The organism is Actinoplanes sp. ATCC 53533, from assembly GCF_003947245.1.
The window spans coordinates 210,214-229,586 of the sequence record NZ_QHHV01000006.1 but is presented as its reverse complement, the minus strand read 5'-3'; the positions used below and the strand labels follow the sequence as shown (position 1 = coordinate 229,586).

Sequence of the window (19,373 nt, the reverse complement as noted above, 5' to 3'; positions counted from 1 at the left end):
CCCGATCAGGCGGCGAGCGCCTGGTCGGCGGCCCGCTCCCGGCGCGCCCGCAGGCTCGCCGCGGCGAACCGGCCCTCGGCCGCCAGCAGCAGCTCCAGCCGGTCCCGGTCGCCGGCGTCCCGGGCCTCGGCGACCCGGTCCAGGTGAGCCTGCCAGTCCGCGCGCAGCCGGGTCCGCCCGGCCGCCAGCGTGTGATGGCCGCCGGCGAGCAGCCGGTCCGCCCAGCACAGCAGCGGGTGCTCCGCGTCGTCCGGCAGCCCGGACACGTGGGCGACCGCGTCGAGCAGCCGGCGCAGCTCGCCGATGTCGTAGCGGCCCGCGCTCAGCGCGGTGAACAGGTCGTGCCGGTGCACGTCGTCCCAGGCGGTGATCGTGGCCTCGAAGGCCATCCGGTCCAGCCGGCTCAGCACCCGTGCCGCCTGCCCGAGCACCGAGGTCTCCGCCAGATCCCGCTCGGCCAGGATCGCCGGGATGTTCCCGTCCAGGAACGGGCCGTGGAAGCCGGTGTCGGCGTCCATGTAGCGCAGGATCTGCGCGCCGCCGACCCCGATGCCGTCCACCCCGGTCATGACCGCCTGCGCCAGGTTGTGCAGGCGGAAACCCGCCGAGAAGTACGTCAGCAGGCCGCGCTCGTGCGCCCGGTGCACGAGCGTCACCGCCTCGGCGTACGAGAGCTGCTCCAGCACGCACCGGCTCGGGTAGGTGTTGGCGGTGCCGTCCCAGGTGACCTTGTCGAAGCCGCCGGCCCGGGCGAGCTCGATGCCGAGCAGCCCGACGTCCAGCCGCTCGGTGACCAGCCGGCCGTCGTACAGCTGGCCGGACCGGTCGTCCAGCAGGGGCGTGTTGATGTTGAACGCGGCGGACAGCACCTGGGTGAAGCGGTCCCGGGCGACGCCGGCGCGGACCGCCCGCATGAACCGCACGGCCTGCCGGGCGGTCATCCCCTCGATGGCGATCTTGCATTCGGCGAGGCCCTGCGCGAAGAGCGCCGAGCAGGCCGCGGCGACGGTACGGGCCGTCTTCAGCATCGACGGCTCCACCGACCCCTCGAAGACCGGCCGCCCGACGTAGGAGGAGACGGGCGCGTCGTCGCCGACGAGCAGCCGCACCTGCCGCACCGTCTGCGGGTCCGGGATCCGGTAGGGCTCCACGTGGGTGCGGTCCTGGTGGCCGCCGCGCTCCAGGTGTTCGATGTGGACGATGACACCGTCCAGATTGGCCAGCGCCCGGACCGTACCGTCGAGGTGTCCCTCTCCCGGATCGGTCACCGACATGTAGGTCTGGTGCGCGCGGAAGCCGGAGGTGCCCCAGTGCCGGACCGATCCGGCGCCGCGGCTCAGCGCGTCGAAGGCGAAGCGCTCGGCGAGCAGTTGAGCGGCCGACGGCAGGCGCCCGTCCCGGCGGGCCGTGGCGGTCAGCCGCCGCAGCCCGGCCAGGAAGGCGGCGGTGTCGAGCTCGGCCGCCGGGCCGGGCCGGAGATCCGCCCCGCCGGCGCCGAGGCGGATCTCCAGCGCGCCGTCGGCCGGGGTGACCGCGCAGTCGCCGGCGCCGGGATCGCCGCTGCCCGGGTCGACGGCGCCGAGCATCGCGGCGTGCGCCCGGAACACCTCGGCGACGGTCGCGTCCGGCTCCAGGACCACCGCGAGGTCCCGCACCGCGGCGACGACCGGGCCGCACCGGTCCGGGAAGTCCTCCGCCAGCCGCTGGCCCTCCGCGGTCAGCTCCGCGTAGCTCTCGTCCAGGGTCAGCGCCTCGGCGAGCACGGCGCCGCGCAACTGGCGGTATGCGGCGTCGGCCGGCACGGTCCGCAGCACCCAGCGGGCGCGGGCCTGGCGGAGCAGGTCCCGCGCGTGGGCCAGGACGACCCACCGGACGCTGCCGTCCGGAACGCGGAAGACGCCGGCCGGGCCGGCGCCGTCGGCGGTGCGAGCGGTGCCGGCGGTGGTGGTGGTGGTGAACGACTGTGCCATGGGTGCTGTCCTCCGTCAGGCGGCCGGCGGGTCGCCGGCGGGTTGCCACTAACGCAGGACCGAGCGGGCGGACCGGCACCTTGATACGGCCGGCTCACCGGTCAGTGACCATGCCCACCACTCATGCCGGTCAGTGATCGTGCCCGGCACCCATGCCGGTCAGTGACCATGCCCACCACCCATGCCGGGGATGCCGGCCGGCATCACCACGAACGGGCGCATCATCCCGGCGTCCTCGTGCTCCAGCAGGTGGCAGTGGTAGACGTACCGCCCGCTGTGGTCGGCGAAGCGGGCGGCGACCACGGCCATCTCGTTCGGGTTGACCCGTACCGTGTCCTTCCAGCCCGCCTCGTCGGGCGGCACCGGGAGCGTCGCCACGTGCTGGATCGGCGGGTCCGCCTCGCCGGTGGCCGGGTCGAAGCCGCTCGCGTCGTACACCTCGCGGCGCAGGATCTGGAACTGCACCAGGTGCAGGTGGATCGGGTGCATCTGGCCGCTGAGGTTGAGCACCCGCCAGATCTCCCACGAGTCCTGGACGACGTGGATGGTGGCCGCGTCCGCCCACGTGCCCGCGGCCACCCGGAAGCCGGCGGTGGTGCCGTCGGAGCCCTTGACCCGCACGATCCCGGGCCCGTCCGGTGCCGGCTCCATCTCGCGCAGCGGCTTGCTCGACTTCACCAGCATCACCAGCCGGTGCCCGTGGTCGTGCGGCAGGTCGGCGTGGGTCAGCCGGCGGAAGGTGGGGGAGAGGACGGTGGGCAGTTGCGGCTCGGGCGCCGGCCCCGGCGCCACCCGCAGCTGCAGCACCTGCGGGAAGGGCAGCCGGTGCGCCGGGTCGGGCACGCCCGGCGGGGTCGCGGCCGGCACGCCCAGGTAGGGCGCCGCCGCCGTGTTGACCACGGTCAGGGTCTGCCCGGCGTGCGCGTGCAGATCCAGCAGCACGTCCGCCCGCTCGGCGGGTGCCAGGACCAGACCTTCCGGTGGTACGGCCACCGGCGCGCCCAGCAGCCCGCCGTCGGTGCCGATCAGCGACATCGCGCCCGTCACCGGCGTCCCGGAGTCGTCGAGCAGCACCAGCCGGTAGGTGCGGGCGTTGCTGGCGTTGAGCAGCCGCAGCCGGTACACCGTCGGCCGGAGCCGCGCGTACGGCCAGATCCGGCCGTTGACCGTGGTGTACGGGCCGAAGAACTCGTTCGCGCCCAGCTCCGTCTTGTGCAGCAGCCGGCCGGTGAACCGTCCCTCGCCGTCCTGGTCGAGGTTGATGTCCTTGAGCATCAGCGGCAGTTCGCGCCGCCCGGACGGCAGGTGCAGCGCGTCCTCCTCGTCGTCGCGGATCAGGTACATGCCGGCCAGCCCCGCGTAGACCTGGTAGGCGGTCAGGTTCATGGCGTGGTCGTGGTACCACAGCGCGGTGGCCCGCTGCCGGTTCGGATAGGTGTAGACGGACCGGTCGCCGGGGGAGACGCCGTTCTCCGGCCAGCCGTCGCTGTCCGCGCCCACCGCCGCCCCGTGCACGTGCACGGCGGTCCAGGCCGGCATCCCGGACAGGTCCTTCGGGGAGGCGCCGGAGCGGCCGGGCTCGTTCTGGCTGCCGGGCGGGCCGGTGACGGCGACGATCGGCAGCGGGCCGGCCAGCTTGTTGATCCAGTGCACGCGCAGGGCGGCGTCGCGGCGGACCTCGATGGTGGGGCCGGGCAGCTGGCCCTCGTACGCCCAGACCGGGGTGCGGGGCAGTGCCCGGTGCAGGCTCACCATGCTGGCGCGGGCGTGCACCCGCAGGACGCCGGTGCCCTGGCTGTTCTGCTGTGGGCGCAGGACCGGCGGGACCGGGAGCTCGTCGGTGAACGGCGTCGGCGCGGCGCCGGTCGCGGTGGTCCTGCTGGTGGTCGCGGTCATGGTCATGTCTCGGGCCTCCGTCTGCTTTGCCCCATATTGTGAGTGCTGGCGGTGCCCGGATGTCGCCAGTTGGCCGAGCTCGACAGCTCGCTTTGTAGGGTTTCCACAACATCTGGGCCCCGGCATGCGTGACGGCGGACATTGGTGTACTCGCCAGTAATCAAGCAGGGTGTGTAGACAGATGGAGGCGGCGCTCCGGGACCCGGACCGTCGCCTTCCGCGCGTGGTTATCTGGGAGGCTCAGCCGGTGTTCAGTCGTGTCGCCATCGTCAACCGTGGAGAGGCCGCGATGCGGCTCATCCATGCTGTCCGGGACCTTTCGGCCGAAACCGGGACGCGGATCGAGACGGTCGCCCTCTACACCGATGCCGACCGCACCGCGACCTTCGTCCGCGCGGCGGACATCGCCTACCCGCTGGGCCCCGCCTCGGCCCGCCCGTATCTCGACCACGCCGTCCTGGCCCAGGCGCTGCTGGCGACCAAGGCCGACGCCGCCTGGGTCGGCTGGGGATTCGTCGCCGAGGACCCGGCGTTCGCCGAGCTGTGCGAGAAGATCGGCGTCACCTTCATCGGGCCGAGCCCGGAGGCGATGCGCAAGCTCGGCGACAAGATCGGCTCGAAGCTGATCGCCGAGGAGGTCGGCGTGCCGGTCGCGCCGTGGAGCCGCGGCGAGGTCGCCACCCTCGCCGACGCCCTGCGCGCCGGCGACGAGATCGGCTACCCGCTGATGCTCAAGGCGACCGCCGGCGGCGGCGGGCGGGGCATCCGGATGGTCGCCTCGGGCGCCGACCTGACCGACGCCTATGAGCGCACCAGCCAGGAGGCGCTGCGCGCCTTCGGCTCCGGCGTGGTCTTCCTGGAGCGCCTGGTCACCGGCGCCCGGCACGTCGAGGTCCAGGTCATCGCCGACGGGCAGGGCACCGCGTGGGCGCTGGGCGTGCGCGACTGCTCGGTGCAGCGGCGCAACCAGAAGGTCATCGAGGAGTCCGCCTCCCCGGTGCTGAGCCCGGAGCAGACCGCGGAGCTCAAGGAGTCGGCCGCGCGGCTGGCCGTGGCCGTCGGCTACCGCGGCGCCTGCACTGTCGAGTTCCTCTACCACCCCGGCGAGAAGCTGTTCGCGTTCCTCGAGGTCAACACCCGGCTGCAGGTCGAGCACCCGATCACCGAGATCACCACCGGCGTCGACCTGGTCCGGCTGCAGCTGCACGTGGCCAACGGCGGGCGGCTGGAGGGCGCCCAACCGGCCGAGACCGGCCACGCCGTCGAGGCCCGGCTGAACGCCGAGGACCCGGACCGCGACTTCGCCCCGTCGCCGGGCCGCATCGCGCGGCTGGTGCTGCCCGCCGGGCCCGGCATCCGCGTCGACACCGGCGTCAGCGAGGGCGACACCATCCCGGCCGACTTCGACTCGATGATCGCGAAGATCATCGCCTACGGCCGCGACCGCGACGAGGCGCTGGGCCGGCTGCGCCGGGCGATGGCCGAGACCATGGTGATCATCGAGGGCGGCGCGACCAACAAGAGCTTCGTGCTCGACCTGCTCGACCAGCCCGAGGTGATCGACGCGAGCGCCGACACCGGCTGGATCGACCGGGTGCGCGCCGAGGGCCGGCTGGTCAACCACCGCAACTCCGCGGTCGCCCTGGCGGCGGCGGCGATCGAGGCCTACCAGGACGAGGAGGAGATCAGCCGGCATCGGCTGCTGGCCACCGCGCACGGCGGGCGCCCCCAGGTGCAGCACGAGAGCGGCCGCCCGCTGGATCTCAAGCTGCGCGGCGTCGGCTACCGGGTGAGCGTCGCCCGCATCGGCCAGCAGCGCTTCCGGGTCGGCGTCTCCGGCGGCGGCGACCTGCACCCGGCCGACGTCGAGGTCGAGCGGTTCGACGCGTACAGCGGCCGGATCGTGGTCAACGGGCAGCGTTTCCGGCTGGTGTCGGCCACCCACGGCCCGATCCACCTGGTCGAGGTCGACGGTGCCACCCACCGGATCAGCCTGGACGAGGGCGGCGTCGTCCGCTCGCCCGCGCCCGCGCTGGTGGTGGCGACGCCGCTGGCGGCCGGCGACGAGGTCGAGGCGGGCGCGCCGATCCTGGTGCTGGAGAGCATGAAGATGGAGACGGTGCTGCGCGCGCCGTTCCGGGCCCGGGTGCGCGAGTGCCCGGTGTCGGTGGGCAGCCAGGTCGAGACCGGCGCGCCGCTGATGCGGCTGGAGCCGCTGGCCGACGAGGGCGCCGACGAGCAGGCCGCGAGCACCGGCGAGACCGTCGAGATCGACCTGCCGGCCGAGCCGGTGGACGTGTCCGCGGCCGAGCGCGCCGAGCGCGGCCTGCAGGACCTGCGCAGCCTGCTGCTGGGCTTCGACGTCGACCCGCAGGACCGCAAGCGCGTGCTCTCCGGCTACCTGGCCGCCCGGGCCGAGCTCGGCGGCCGGCCGCTGCCGGGCGAGCTGGACCTGCTGACCGCCTTCGCCGACCTGTCGGAGCTGGGCCGCAACAAGCCCGGCGGCGAGCTGGAGGTCGAGCCGGGCAGCCCGGTGCACAGCCCGCGCGAGTTCTTCCACAGCTATCTGCAGAGCCTCGACGTCGAACGCGCCGGCCTCACCGAGGCGTTCCAGGCCAAGCTGAAGCAGATGCTCGGGCACTACGGCATCACCGAGCTGGACCGCACGCCGGAGCTGGAGGCCGCGGTCTTCCGGATCTTCCTGGCGCAGCAGCGGATGCCGACCGACGTCGCGGTCGTGTCGGAGCTGCTGCAGCAGTGGCTGGCCGGGGCGCCGCCGCTGGAGTCGCTGAGCGAACGCGCCGGGCTCGCCCTGGAACACCTGGTCGAGGCCACCCAGGTGCGCTTCCCCGCGGTGTCGGACCTGGCCCGGGGCGTGGTGTTCCGCTGGTTCGTCCAGCCGCTGCTGCGCCGCAACCGCGCCAAGGTCTACGCCGCGGTCCGCGAGCAGCTGACCTACCTGGACCGCAACCCGGACGCGCCGGACCGCGCGGCGCGGATCCAGCTCATGGTGGCCAGCGCGGAGCCGCTGGTCCGGCTGATCAGCCAGCGGATCGGGCGCCCCGGCCGGGACCACGCCCCGCTGCTGGAGGTGCTGTCCCGCCGCTACTACGGCAACCGCCGGCTGTCCGCGGTGACCGCGCGGGAGGCCGCCGGCTGCCGGTTCGTCACCGCCGAGCACACCGGCACCCGGGGCGTCACGAGCCTGGTCACCACCGCCGTCGACATCGCCGCCCTGCCCGCCGCCATCGGCGCGGTCGGCGCCTTCGCCGCCGGCGTCACCGAGCGCGGGCTGGTCGCCGACCTCTACGTGACCTGGGAGGGCCAGCCGGACGCGGACACCATGGCGGTGCGGCTCGGCGAGCTGCTGGCCGAGGCCTCGCTGCCGGTGGGCGTCCGCCGGATCACCACCACCGTGGCCGGCCCCAGCGGCGCGGTGATCCACCACCACTTCACCTTCCGGCCCGACGGCGCGGGGTTCGCCGAGGACAGACTGATCCGCGGCCTGCACCCGCAGCTCGCGCAGCGCCTGCAGCTGCAGCGGCTGCGCGAGTTCGACCTGACCCGGCTGCCCTCGGCCGACGAGGAGATCTACCTGTTCAAGGCCGTCGCCAAGAGCAACCCGGCCGACGAGCGGCTCTTCGCGATGGGCCAGGTCCGCGACCTGACGCCGCTGCGCGAGTCGGACGGCCGGCTGGTCGCGCTGCCCGCCGTCGAGGAGGCGATCACCGCGGGCCTGGACGCGATCCGCAACATCCAGGCGCAGCGGCCGCAGAACAAGCGGTTCGACACCAACCGGATCATGATGTACGTCTGGCCGTCGACCGAGCTGACCGCCGACGAGCTCAACGCGCTGGTCCAGCGGATCCTGCCGACCTCGGCGGGGGCGGGGCTGGAGGAGGTCCAGTTCGTGGCCCGCCAGCGCAACGCCGCGGGCGAGCTGACCGAGGTCGCCGTGCGGATCACGCTCGACCCCGGCGGCGCGCGCCTGCACGTCGACAAGCCGTCGACCGAGCCGGTGCAGCCCCTGGACGACTACCGCCAGAAGGTGCTGCGCGCGGCCCGCCGCGGGACCGTCTACCCGTACGAGCTGACCGGGCTGCTCGCCGGGCCCGGCGGCGACTTCACCGAGCACGACCTCGACGAGCACGGCGTGCTCGTGCCGGTCGACCGGCCGAGGGGCCGGAATTCCGCGGCGCTCGTGGCCGGGGTCGTCACGACCCGGACCGAACGGCACCCCGAGGGCCTCACCCGGGTCGTGCTGCTCGGCGACCCGACGAAGGCGCTGGGCGCGCTGTCGGAGCCGGAGTGCTCGCGGGTGATCGCCGCGCTCGACCTGGCCGAGCGGATGCGGGTCCCGCTGGAGTGGTTCGCGCTGTCGGCCGGCGCCCGGATCTCGATGTCCTCGGGCACCGAGAACATGGACTGGGTCGCGGCCGCGCTCAAGCGGATCGTCACGTTCACCCAGGACGGCGGCGAGATCAACATCGTGGTCGCGGGGATCAACGTCGGCGCCCAGCCGTACTGGAACGCCGAGGCGACGATGCTCATGCACACCAAGGGCATCCTCGTGATGACGCCGGACTCGGCGATGGTGCTGACCGGCAAGCAGTCGCTGGACTTCTCCGGCGGCGTGTCGGCCGAGGACAACTTCGGCATCGGCGGCTACGACCGGGTGATGGGCCCGAACGGCCAGGCGCAGTACTGGGCGGCCGACCTGCCGGCCGCCCGCGAGGTGCTGATGGCGCACTACGACCACACCTACGTCGTGCCCGGCGAGGCGGCGCCGCGGCGGGCGGCCACCACCGACCCGGCCGACCGCGACGTCTCCGGCTTCCCGCACCCGACCGCCGGCAGCGACTTCGCCACCGTCGGCGAGATCTTCTCGGCCCGGCACAACCCGGACCGCAAGAAGCCGTTCGACATCCGGACGGTGATGCGCGCGCTGGCCGACCAGGACCACCCGGTGCTGGAGCGCTGGGCCGGCATGGCCGACGCCGACACCTCGGTGGTGCAGGACGTGCACCTCGGCGGCTGGCCGGTCTGCCTGGTCGGGATCGAGTCGCGGTCGGTGCCCCGGCGCGGCTTCCCGCCCACCGACGGCCCGGACACCTACACCGCCGGCACGCTGTTCCCGCGGTCGTCGAAGAAGACCGCGCGGGCGATCAACTCGGCCTCCGGCAACCGGCCGCTGGTGGTGCTGGCGAACCTGTCCGGCTTCGACGGCTCGCCCGAGTCGATGCGCAAGCTCCAGCTGGAGTACGGCGCGGAGATCGGCCGGGCCATCGTCAACTTCGTCGGCCCGATCGTGTTCTGCGTGATCTCCCGCTACCACGGCGGGGCGTTCGTGGTGTTCTCCAAGGCCCTGAACCCGACCATGACCGTGCTGGCGCTGGAGGGCTCGTTCGCCTCGGTGCTCGGCGGTGCCCCGGCGGCGGCCGTGGTGTTCTCCGGCGAGGTGAACAACCGCACCGCGACCGACCCGCGGGTGACCGGGCTGCAGGGCCAGGTCCGGGCGGCCAGCGGCGCCGCGCGGGCGGCGCTGACCACTCAGCTCGCCGAGGTGCAGTCCGCCGTCCGGGCGGAGAAGCTCGGCGAGGTCGCCGCGGAGTTCGACCGGGTGCACAGCATCCAGCGCGCGGTCGAGGTCGGCTCGGTGGACGCGATCATCGGCGCCGCCGAGCTGCGGCCCCGGATCATCGAGGCCATCGAGCACGGCATGAAGCGCTGACCGCTCCCGCCGGTCAGCCGCCGCCGGTCACCCCTCGCCGCACCGCTTCGGTGGCGAGGTGGTGCCGGCGGCGCTCGTCGTTGGTGTGCAGCCCGAACTTGTCGTACAGGTTCGTCAGGTGCTTCTTGACCCCGCTGGAGGACAGGCCGAGGCGCGCGGCGAGCTCCCGTACCGATGGCGGCTCCGGGAAGGGCGCACCGCCCACCGTGTGCGGCGCGCAGAGCTCGGCCAGGACGTCGCGCTCGCGGCGGGTCAGCGGCGGTGGCGGCGGCACCGGGTCGGCGGCCACCGTCTGAGTCTGCGAATCCTCCGGCGCGTGGAACAGCAGCCGGACCCCGCCGATCTCGATGCGGTCGCCGTCCCGGAGGTGGCGGGCCTGCCGCAGCGGGGCGCCGTTGACCGTCGTGCCGTTGGTGCTGCCCAGATCCCGGATGGACCAGCCGGGCGCGAACCGCTCCAGCACCGCGTGCAGCCGGGACACCCGCTTGCTGTCGATGGTCAGCGTGTTGGTGGGGGAGCGGCCGATCGCCAGCGTCGCCTCGGTCAGCGGGACCAGGCGCACCGCGCCGGCCTCGTGCACCTCGAGATAGCTCACCGGCAATGCTCGTCGGTCGTCACGTCGAGCGGCGCCGGCAGGCCGGTGCCGGTCATGGTCGCGCTCGCCTTGCTGCAACCGGCCGGGCTGCGGACCGGGGCCGTCCACAGCTCCAGGGGCTGGCCGACCGCCCGGTGCGCCTTGTCCAGGCCCGCGATCCTCAGATCGACCGCCCAGGTGCCGCGGGTGCCGGCGTTGTCGCGATACTGCTTCCAGACCCAGGTGTACGCCATGACGGCCCGGCACGCCGGCGACCAGTACTGCTTCACCGAGATCGCCTTCTGCCCGCCCACATAGCCGTACGCCGTGTGCCCGACCTGGTAGGCGTCGGCGTAGCAGGCGCCGGGCGGCGGATCGTCCTCGGCCGCCTGCCGGATCAGCCCGGTGCCGGTGACCGCGACGGCACGACCGGGCAGCCGCAGCGTGGCCCGCCGGACACCGGCGCCGGACGGCGCGAAGGCGAGCTTGAGCTGGCAGGTGGACGCCGGCGTCAGCGTGCGCCCGTGGCAACCGTCGGTGACGATTCGGAAGTCCGCGCCGTCGAGGGACGCGGTGCCGGCCAGCGCCGGCCCGTTGCCGCCGTTGCGCACCGTCACGAGCTTTTCCTGCGGCTCGGCGCTGGTCTGATGGCCGCCGAAGTCCACCGCCGCGACCTCCAGCGGCTCCGCGGGGCCGGTCTCGGCCCCGACGGCGGCGAGCATGGCCGCCGTCACCAGCACCGCCCCGGCGAGGCGGAACGGCACCCGCCGGCGCGCCGGGCGCTGCGTGATCGTCGCCGACAGGTCCCAGGAACCGGCGGTGGGCGTCACCGCCCGGGGCGCGGGAATCGGCGCGCCCTCGCCGGAATCCTCCGTCGTGCCCACGACCACCGCGGTGACGGGCTGGCCGGCCGCCCGCTGGGTGGCCTGCAGCTCCTCGGCGAGCGCGGCGGCGGAGGCGGGCCGGGCGGCCGGGTCCGCCGCCGTCGCGCGGTCGAGGATGGCGCTCACCGCCTCGGGCACGTCGCGACCCCGCAGGTCGGGCCCGCCCAGCCACCAGCGGATCGTGGAGGCCAGGGCGTACACGTCCGAGGCGACGGTGGGCGCTTCCCCGCGCAGGATCTCCGGGGCCGCGTGCGACAGGGTGGCGGTCACGGTCCGCGGCGGGGCGGTCCGACGTACGGGACGGGCCAGGCCGAAATCCGCCAGCTTGGGCTCGCCGTACCGGGAGAACAGGATGTTGCGCGGCGTGACGTCGCGGTGCAGCAGCCCGGCGTGGTGTGCGCTCTGCAGCGCACCGGCGATCGTGATGCCGCCCGCGACGGCCTCCGGCCAGGAGCGGGCGGGGCCGCGGTCGGCGAGCGAGCCGCCGTCCTCGTAGGCCATCAGGATGTACGGGTTGCCGCCCGCGGTGAAACCGGCCTGGTGCACGGTGACGATGTGCGGGTGACCGCTGAGGCGGCCCATCGCCTGCACCTCGCCCTCGAAGCGGCGGCGGGCCTCACCGTCGAGCCCGTCGGCGGCGAGCACCTTGACGGCGACCGTCCGTGAGATAGCGGGCTGGCGGGCCCGGTAAACCACACCGAATCCACCGCGACCGATCTCAGAAGCGTCCCTGCATCCAGGAACGCCGATGTCCAGCACAGTCTCTTCCCCGCGAATCATGTCGTCCTCACTCCGGCGGCGCCCGATGATACCCATCCGGTACGAGAGCCGGGAGGGAATGGTGGCCGGATCGACACCTGTCCGTCGGTGGTGGACAACTGGTTGTCTCTGTGCGTCCCGATGGAACCAGGGAAGGACCGTTTCATGTCAATCGTCCGTCGCACCATCGCCGGCACGGCCGCAGTCGTCGCCGCCGCGGCCGGGTCGCTGACCCTCGCGTCGCCGGCGCTGGCCAGCACGCCGTCCAGCTGCTCCAACGTCCGCCAGATCGGCACCACCCGGGTGCTGACGGTGGGCGGCATGGAGGCCGCGTCGGTCAAGCAGTACTACGGATGCGGCTACAACTACGCCTACATCTATGTCTGGGAGCAGTACCGCAACACCCACAGCAACTGGGACCTCGAGATCCACGTGATCAACCACGACGACAGCGGGTCGGACTACGGCTACGCGACGGCGAACAACACCACCCGGTCGGAGCTGTGGGGCTCGCCCGCCGACACCGCCGCGCACTGCACCCACGTCACCGGTTACCTCAACTCGACCGGCGGCTCCACCAGCACGGTCTGCTGATGAAGCTGACTCGTAAGCTGGCGGGCGCGGGAGCGGCCGTCGCACTGACGCTCACCGGTCTCGCCGCCACCGCGGGCCCGGCCCAGGCCGCCGCGTACAACGGCGCCTGCGGCACGGGATACCGCGTCATCGACTCGATGAGCGTCGGCGGCAGCGGGACGGGCACGGCGTACCTGACCTACAACAACGGCTGGAACTGCGTCGTCACCGTCTCCAACACCCCCGGCCAGCGGGACTGGATGAAGGCCTCGATCGAGCTGTCGAGCGCGAAGGGCGGCGGCTGGATCGACGACGAGGACTACTACACCAAGTACGCGGGCCCGGTCTACGTGTACGCGCCGAGCGCGTGCATCGACTGGGGTGGCACGGTGGGGTACAAGGGCTCGATCTGGCTCCAGTGGAACGACCACTGCGGCTGAGTCGCGCAGAGTGCGGGCGCTCCGCTGTTTCGGCGGGGCGCCCGCTCCGTTCCGGCGCCCTCGTCGCGGCCGGCGCCCTCGTCGCGGAGATGTCTCCTCCGGGGTGTCGAGATGGCGACTGCGTTCTGGACCGCGGCGGGCTACGTTCGCCAGGACGGACTTCTGGCGAGGTAGCCCATGCTTCCGGGAGCAGATCCAGGCGGGAGGAACCGCCGTGTTCGATGCCGTTTACGGGCTTGCCGAGCTGACCGGGCGGCTCAACGCCGTCCGCCAGGTCAGCGTGAAACTGCTCCGCAACGACCCCGGCCACAGCGCGGACCAGTTGGTGACTGTCCTGCAGGAGGTCTCGAAGACGTTCAGCGCCTTCGAGCTCGACCTCGTCCGCTATCTCTCCTTGCAGTTCCAGGCGACGACGCGCGACCGCGACCGCAGGGAACTGGTGGCTCTGGAGGGCGGCGCCGCCCGGCAGAGGTCCGGCGAATTCCGCGCCCGGTGCTCGAAAATCGGCGTGCTCTACCACCAGGTCCTGCGGGGGTGGTTCATGAGTTCGCCGATCTCGCCCGATGAGCTGCGGGAGCTCGACGAGCTGTTCCTCGCGCTCGAGGATTCCGACGGCAACGTCATCATCCCGGCCGTCTCCGAACTCGCCGCCTGGATCGAGAACAAGGTGTCCGAGACGCTGTCGCTGGTCGACGACGGGCGGTTCGACGACGCGGATGCGTACGTGATCGCCGCCCGGCACGAGATCCTGCCGCTGCGCCGAGAGATGGGTCGGATCGTCGGGGAATTCCGTGACTTGGAGTTCCAGTTCACTGCCTAGGCTCGGAGGCTCTCGTGTCGGCCGCCCAGGCAGCGCCCAGCAACACGTGGATGACCATCATCGTCGCGCTGATCGCGGCCTCGGCAGCCCTCATCGGAGCGACCATCGCGGCGGTCACCGCCGGCCGCCGACAGCAGCGCCAGCTCGACCACGACCGTCAGCTCGCCGACGTGACCGAGCTCCGCGCGGTGCTCGACGAAGCAGCCGGGAACCTCGCGGACGCCGAGCGGGCAATGCAGACGGTGCAAGACCTCCTGACGGCGGGAAGGAAGGTGACCGATCAGGCCAAGGCCAACGTTTCCACCGCTCAGGACGCGCTGACGTGCAGTGCCCGGCGGGTCAGGATCCGGCTCGGCGAAGAGGGACCGTACGGACCGTACCAAGATGCCCTCGACGCGGAGCTTCGATTCCGCGCCTCGACGGTGGACCGGGCCCCGGCGGGGGGCGATCCGACCGCGGACATGAGAACCCATCGCGCGGCCTTCATCGCGGCCCGGGACGAGTATTTCCAGGCAGCGCACCGCGTTGTCGGGTCACACATCGGCCCGGACCCGCGACGGTGATCCCAGCGGGGCTGTACCGCTACTCCGCCAATGCGATCCGCCGTGAGGCATCGATTACGGATCGGGTCAGTGACCATGCCAGGGCATGCGGAACAACGGTCGTATGCGGCAGCTGCCGTGGGGTCGGGGTGCGTCGGGTTTGCCGCGGCCCAGGACGCACCGTGTGGTGACGGCTATGCCGTCGCTGACGGCGACGGGGTGGGCGCGCCGGGCGGAGGCGGCCCGCCCGGGCCGTTCCCCGGATCGTCGTCGGCGCCGACCGCGGCATCGGAAAGGTCGAGGCCGATGCAGAAGCCGGCGACCCATCCGTTGCGTTGCCTGCGCGGGCTCAGCAGCATCTGATCGCCGATGTCGCCGAAGATCCCGTCGGTGTCGTTGGTGGTGTCCCGAGGGCGGGTCCTGCCGGCGGACCGTTGTCATCGACCACAGCGCCCAGCTCCGGAGCAGGCACGCCATCGAGGCTGAACCAGCCGGGCGGGGCCACACCACCCTCACGGTGCCCGGCCTGCCGGTGACCGTCGACGTGACCAGCCTCAAGGCCTCAATCTTCTCGATGTCACAAGTGCTGAGCGCCGCCAGCACCCGCGAGCGGCATCTGGTCCGCGTGCTGCCGACCCGGTACCAACTGTCCGACGGCACAACGTGGTCCCAGGCGTATTTCACCGTGACCGGCAGCGGCCAGGTGCAGTACGACCAGTCCGCGACCTACCTGTCGGGCAGCGGCTCGCAAACCCTCAGAACCGCCACCGCGACCCTGCCCACCTGACCCGCACCCCGCCGGGCGGCTACTCCGGGCCGGCGTGCGTCTTGGTAGCGCCCCTATCGTCGCGTGCCGCCGATGTTCGTGAGTTTCGGTGCCACCGGCTGGGTCGGCTGGCCGCGCCTGTCACCGAAGAAAAGATCCGCTTACACAAGGTGACGGGCTGCGGAAGCGCGGGTGCGTTGTCGGCGGCAACTGAGGGTGACGCTGCGGAAGCCTACGTGCCCCCGGCTGAGGTGCACCCCGACTGTGGTCGCATCGGCCGATCGGATAGGACCAGGCGATGATCGGCTATTTCCATGTGCGATGGACCGTCCGCGACGCCTAGGAAGGAGCCATGACCAACGAGGTGACCGTTCCCCTGCTGCCCTGCGCGTCGATTGACGACATCCTCACCTTCTACGGGGTTCTCGGCTTCAGCACCACGTACAAGCAGCGCAAGCCCTACCCCTGCGCGGGACTGCAACGTGAAGACCTGCATCTGCAGTTCTTCGAGATCGCCGGGTTCGACCCAGAGCAGTCCTACGGCTCCTGCATCGTGCTCACCTCGGACATCGCGGAACTGCACCGGGCTTTCGCTGCCGGCATGCGGGCCGCGTACGGCAAAGTCCTGGTCTCCGGAATGCCGCGGATGACCCGGCCCAGGGCCCGAAAGAACGCCGACGGGGTGGGCGGGTTCAGCGTCATCGACCCGGGCGGCAACTGGATCCGCGTCTTCCAGAAGCCCGCCACGATGGCCACGCCAGTACCCGCACCCGCCGGACGACTCGCCAAAGCGCTGGCGAACGCCGTCGTGCTAGCCGACTCCAAGGGTGACGCCGGCCAGGCAGTCCGCATCCTCGACAGCGCGTTGGCTCGCCCGCAGGCCGACGATGACCCTGTCACCCACGTCGAGGTTCTGGTGTACCGCGCAGAACTGGCGATGACGCTCCATGACCGGGAAACCGCAACGGAGATGCTGGCCCGCGTCGAGCACATCGCGCTGAACGCGGACGAGACCGCAAGGGCGGCACCGACCTTCGAGATCGCTGCCGACCTCGCAGCGGCGCTGCGATGAATTCGGGGTGCAGGGGAGGTTTTGGCGATGCCCGCTCATCGGCTAGCAGCGCGCGTCGACGTTGGGTCCAACATCGCGATCGGCGTCTACGCAGGGTGACATAGCGGCCCTGTGTCAATCTGGCCGCTGACTCCCGATGGCCAAAAAAGTGCGCTCGTTCTGACGAACATCCGCGGGGACCGGGAGCGCGAGGTGGCGCCGAAGGTGGCGAACATCTGGCTCCGGTTCTCGGTTCTCGCGGAGAAAAATCACCCCGCCTTTCCGCCCGGTGCGGAGGGCCTGCGGACGCACCGCTGGATGAACCGGCGACGCTTCCTGCTGTAAGAAGGCTGGTACCTGTTCGCGGTTGTCCCTGCTCTGCTGCTCACCGGCCTCGCGGCCCGGCAACACGAGGTGCCCGGCGCCGCGGACCGGACGGCGTCGCGATCACCACGACCTGCGCGCCGTGTCGGCAGTGCTGCGCGAGTCATCTCATGAGGCCGACCGGGCCGCCGCGCGGGGCGTCGACAGCCTGGCCGTGCAGTCCCAGGTCGGTGCCCGGCGATCGTCGCCGCGAGGGTCGATTTGCCGGAGCCGTTCTCGCCGCGAGGAAGCGGACGTACTCGTTGAAGAACTGACCGCTGGTGTAGACCCGGTCCACCTGGAACGTCACCTGCGCGAGGGACCGCTGCGCGGCCTGGACGGCGATCACACACGTGGCAGCCGTTGTCATCAACAACGCCGACCGCGTCGCGCCTTCGCCCGCCCGGACCGTACCCGCTGATGCGCCGGCCGCACCGGCTGTCCGTCGTCGTCGGCGGTCCCCGAGCGGGAACCGCCATAGGCTCCGGGGACGAAGCCCATGCGAGGCGCCCGGCCGCTCCGGAGCGGCACCGCTATGTCCTGACCCGCCTCCAGGACCGTCCGGCCAGATCAACGGCGCACCGCCGATCGCAGGGAACGGGGCACAGGTGAAGACCACGACGAACCAGACCCAGGGCCGCGGCTCCGTCCCCTCGCAGCCCGGCCCGGGCACCCGCGAGGCCGTCCTGCCCGAGCTGCGCCCGTCGTGGTGGGAGACCGGGGTCCGGGCCCGGGCGGCCGCGGGTCTGCTGGGGGTGTTCACCGAGCTGCCCGGGCTGGTGGTCAGGGCGTTGCGGGTGGCCTGGCGCGCCGACCGGCTGCGGACGGTGACGGTGGGGGCGGCGACGCTGGCGTCCGGTGTGCTGGCGGCGTTCGGGCTGCTGGCCACGCAGCGGGTGCTGATCGAGCTGTTCGCCGGCGGCCCGACCCCGGACCGGGTCCGCGCGGCGCTGCCCGCGCTGGTCTGGCTGGCTGCCGCGACCGCGGTCCGCGGCGGGCTGGGCCTGGTGGTCGGGTACGCCCTGAACGGGTTGACGCCGCGCGTGCACCTGGTGGTGGAGCGGGAGTTGTTCGAGCACACGACCGCGGTGGAACTGAAGGCGTTCGACGACGACAGCTTCGCCGAGGGGATGGAGCGGGCGACCCGCGGCACGGAGGCCGCGATCGAGCTGGTGCAGAACACGATGAACCTGTTCGCCGGCATCGTCAGCGTGCTCGCGGTCACCGCCGCGGTGGTGACCATCCATCCGCTGCTGTTGCTCGCCCTGCTGGTCGCGACCGTCCCGACCGCGTACGCCGCCCTGCGCGCCGGCCACGTGAAGTTCCAGAGCTATCTGGCGAGCTCGACCCGGCGGCGCCGGCAGTGGGTGCTGCAACAGCTGATGGCCGACCGGGTCTCGGCCGCGGAGCTGCGCTCGTACGGGCTGCGCGGCTTCCTGCTCGGCCTCTACGACCGGGTGATGGGCGCGCAGACCGCCGTGGAGCTGACGGTGGCACGCCGGGTCACCACGACCACCAGCGTCGGCGCGGCCGTCGGCGGCATCGCCCTGACCGGGGTGTATCTGCTGCTCGGCACGCTGCTGCTGGACGGGCGGATCCCGCTGGCCGCGGCGGCCACGTGTGTGATCGCCGTCCAGGCCGCGCAGCGGTCCCTCGCGCAGGTGACGTTCCAGGTGGACCGGGTCTACACCAGCGGTCAGTTCTTCAACGAGTACGTCCGCTTCCTCGCGACCGCGGACGGCTACCTGCCACTCCCGCCGCCGGGCAGCGCCGATCTCGGCACCCGGCCTGCCCCGGAGGGTCTGCGCGAGCTGTCCGTACACGAGGTGACCCTGCGGTATCCGGACCGGGACCGGCCGGCGGTCGACCAGGTGAGCCTGACCATCCGCACCGGCGAGACCATCGCCCTGGTCGGCGAGAACGGCTCCGGCAAATCGACCCTCGCGGCGATGATCGCCGGGCTGCGGGAGCCGACCGGCGGCACGATCCGCTGGAACGGGCAGCCGTACGCCGGCTGGGACAGCGACGGGCTGCGCCGCAACATCGCCGTCGCGTTGCAGGAGCACCACAAGTGGCCGTTCAGCGCCGCCACGAACATCGCGATGGGCGACGTCGACAGCACCACCGACCCGGCGCGGATCGAGGCCGCCGCGATGATGGCGGTCGCGCACGACATGATCAGCGACCTGCCGCACGGCTACGACACCCTGCTGGACCGCACCTTCCAGGACGGACAGGACCTGTCCGGCGGGCAGTGGCAGCGGATCACCGCCGCCCGGGCCTTCCTGCGCGACGCACCCTTGCTGATCATGGACGAGCCATCCTCGGCGCTCGACCCGCGCGCCGAGGACGCCCTGTTCCGGGCGCTGCGGGGCCGGCAGGGCCGCAAGACGACGATCCTGATCACGCACCGGCTGGCCAACATCACGCACGCCGACCGGATCTTCATCCTCGACCGCGGCGCCCTGGTCGAGGCGGGCACGCACGCCGAGTTGATGGCTGCCGGCGGCATCTACTCGCAGTTGTTCACGTTGCAGGCCGCCGGCTACCGGTCGTCACCACCGCCGCACGGCGACAACCTCGAAGCCGCGGGCACGCTCGGCCCGGCGGACGATCCCGCCATCCCGGCGTGAGCTCCGCGATATCCGCCGGCTTCCGCATCGGTCTCGACCTCTCCGACGCCGCGGTCGGCGCCGACGACGGTCCGGGCGGCGGCCCGCCCGGGCCGCCGCCTCCCGACGCACCCACCCCGTCCGCACTGTCGAGCATCAATAATCCGTGGAGTTGTCCGGCGGCGCGCTGCTAGCGTCCCATCGCCGAGACGCACGCGCATGAGGCGCCGAACAAGGACGGGCCGTTGTACACCAGCTGAGACTCCACCGCGCCGAGTAGGCACGCCATGAGTTCCGGGGCCACCACAGGGAGCTGAATCCGCTCCCGCAGGTGGCCCCATCGGACCATGTCCGCGGCGTGTGATCGGGGCAGGGCCCGCTCTCTCGAGCAC

Annotated in this window: 15 protein-coding genes; 10 read left to right on the top strand and 5 right to left on the bottom strand. The window is 72.5% G+C overall.

Annotated features, from left to right (window positions below):
* Positions 1-5: 5 nt before the first annotated feature.
* Together DMB66_RS02190 and DMB66_RS02185 are read right to left on the bottom strand one after the other, a co-directional pair.
* Complete coding sequence (locus DMB66_RS02190; RefSeq protein ID WP_158647115.1) at positions 6-1,970, bottom strand: hypothetical protein; 1,965 nt, start codon at positions 1,968-1,970, stop codon at positions 6-8.
* A 159-nt stretch (positions 1,971-2,129) separates the two neighbouring features.
* Positions 2,130-3,872 carry a multicopper oxidase family protein gene (locus DMB66_RS02185; RefSeq protein WP_199751764.1) on the bottom strand — a complete coding sequence of 581 codons (1,743 nt, stop codon included), beginning with the start codon at positions 3,870-3,872 and terminating at the stop codon, positions 2,130-2,132.
* A gap of 241 nt (positions 3,873-4,113) precedes the next feature.
* On the opposite strand from DMB66_RS02185, the gene DMB66_RS02180 reads away from it, so the two are divergent.
* Entirely contained in the window at positions 4,114-9,597 is a 5,484-nt protein-coding gene (locus DMB66_RS02180; protein WP_125802261.1) for a biotin carboxylase N-terminal domain-containing protein, read from the top strand.
* A 13-nt stretch (positions 9,598-9,610) separates the two neighbouring features.
* Here DMB66_RS02180 and DMB66_RS02175 read toward each other — a convergent pair whose 3' ends face one another.
* Positions 9,611-10,192 carry an FHA domain-containing protein gene (locus tag DMB66_RS02175; protein WP_199751761.1) on the bottom strand — a complete coding sequence of 194 codons (582 nt, stop codon included), beginning with the start codon at positions 10,190-10,192 and terminating at the stop codon, positions 9,611-9,613.
* Complete coding sequence (locus DMB66_RS02170) at positions 10,189-11,835, bottom strand: protein kinase (RefSeq protein ID WP_255440261.1); 1,647 nt, start codon at positions 11,833-11,835, stop codon at positions 10,189-10,191. Before DMB66_RS02170 ends, DMB66_RS02175 begins: the two co-directional genes overlap by 4 nt.
* Positions 11,836-11,979: 144 nt before the next feature.
* On the opposite strand from DMB66_RS02170, the gene DMB66_RS02165 reads away from it, so the two are divergent.
* The 7 genes from DMB66_RS02165 to DMB66_RS02135 all read left to right on the top strand — a co-directional run bounded on the left by DMB66_RS02165 (position 11,980) and on the right by DMB66_RS02135 (position 16,351).
* Complete coding sequence (locus tag DMB66_RS02165) at positions 11,980-12,408, top strand: hypothetical protein (protein ID WP_125802259.1); 429 nt, start codon at positions 11,980-11,982, stop codon at positions 12,406-12,408.
* On the top strand, positions 12,408-12,827 hold the full coding sequence (locus DMB66_RS02160; RefSeq protein WP_125802258.1) for a spore-associated protein A: 420 nt from the start codon (positions 12,408-12,410) through the stop codon (positions 12,825-12,827). Before DMB66_RS02165 ends, DMB66_RS02160 begins: the two co-directional genes overlap by 1 nt.
* A gap of 214 nt (positions 12,828-13,041) precedes the next feature.
* Entirely contained in the window at positions 13,042-13,647 is a 606-nt protein-coding gene (locus DMB66_RS02155) for a hypothetical protein (protein WP_125802257.1), read from the top strand.
* A 50-nt stretch (positions 13,648-13,697) separates the two neighbouring features.
* A complete protein-coding gene (locus DMB66_RS02150; RefSeq protein ID WP_125802256.1) occupies positions 13,698-14,210 on the top strand; it encodes a hypothetical protein in 513 nt (170 codons plus the stop codon).
* A gap of 496 nt (positions 14,211-14,706) precedes the next feature.
* Positions 14,707-14,976 (top strand): hypothetical protein, encoded by a 270-nt coding sequence (locus DMB66_RS02145; protein ID WP_125802255.1) that lies wholly within the window; start codon positions 14,707-14,709, stop codon positions 14,974-14,976.
* A 331-nt stretch (positions 14,977-15,307) separates the two neighbouring features.
* Complete coding sequence (locus DMB66_RS02140; protein ID WP_125802254.1) at positions 15,308-16,027, top strand: VOC family protein; 720 nt, start codon at positions 15,308-15,310, stop codon at positions 16,025-16,027.
* Positions 16,028-16,138: 111 nt separating this feature from the next.
* The gene (locus DMB66_RS02135) at positions 16,139-16,351 is read left to right on the top strand and encodes a hypothetical protein (RefSeq protein ID WP_125802253.1); all 213 of its coding nucleotides are present in this window, start codon (positions 16,139-16,141) and stop codon (positions 16,349-16,351) included.
* 142 nt (positions 16,352-16,493) lie between these two features.
* On the opposite strand, the gene DMB66_RS02130 is transcribed toward DMB66_RS02135, so the two are convergent.
* Positions 16,494-16,739: a hypothetical protein gene (locus DMB66_RS02130; protein WP_125802252.1), complete on the bottom strand. Its 246-nt coding sequence runs from the start codon at positions 16,737-16,739 to the stop codon at positions 16,494-16,496.
* Positions 16,740-17,064: 325 nt separating this feature from the next.
* Here DMB66_RS02130 and DMB66_RS02125 point away from each other — a divergent pair, with 325 nt between their 5' ends.
* Both DMB66_RS02125 and DMB66_RS60955 read left to right on the top strand, forming a co-directional pair.
* Entirely contained in the window at positions 17,065-19,002 is a 1,938-nt protein-coding gene (locus DMB66_RS02125) for an ABC transporter ATP-binding protein (protein ID WP_370318325.1), read from the top strand.
* The gene (locus tag DMB66_RS60955; RefSeq protein ID WP_158647113.1) at positions 18,999-19,175 is read left to right on the top strand and encodes a hypothetical protein; all 177 of its coding nucleotides are present in this window, start codon (positions 18,999-19,001) and stop codon (positions 19,173-19,175) included. The genes DMB66_RS02125 and DMB66_RS60955 overlap by 4 nt, the downstream gene beginning before the upstream one ends.
* Positions 19,176-19,373 lie beyond the last annotated feature (198 nt).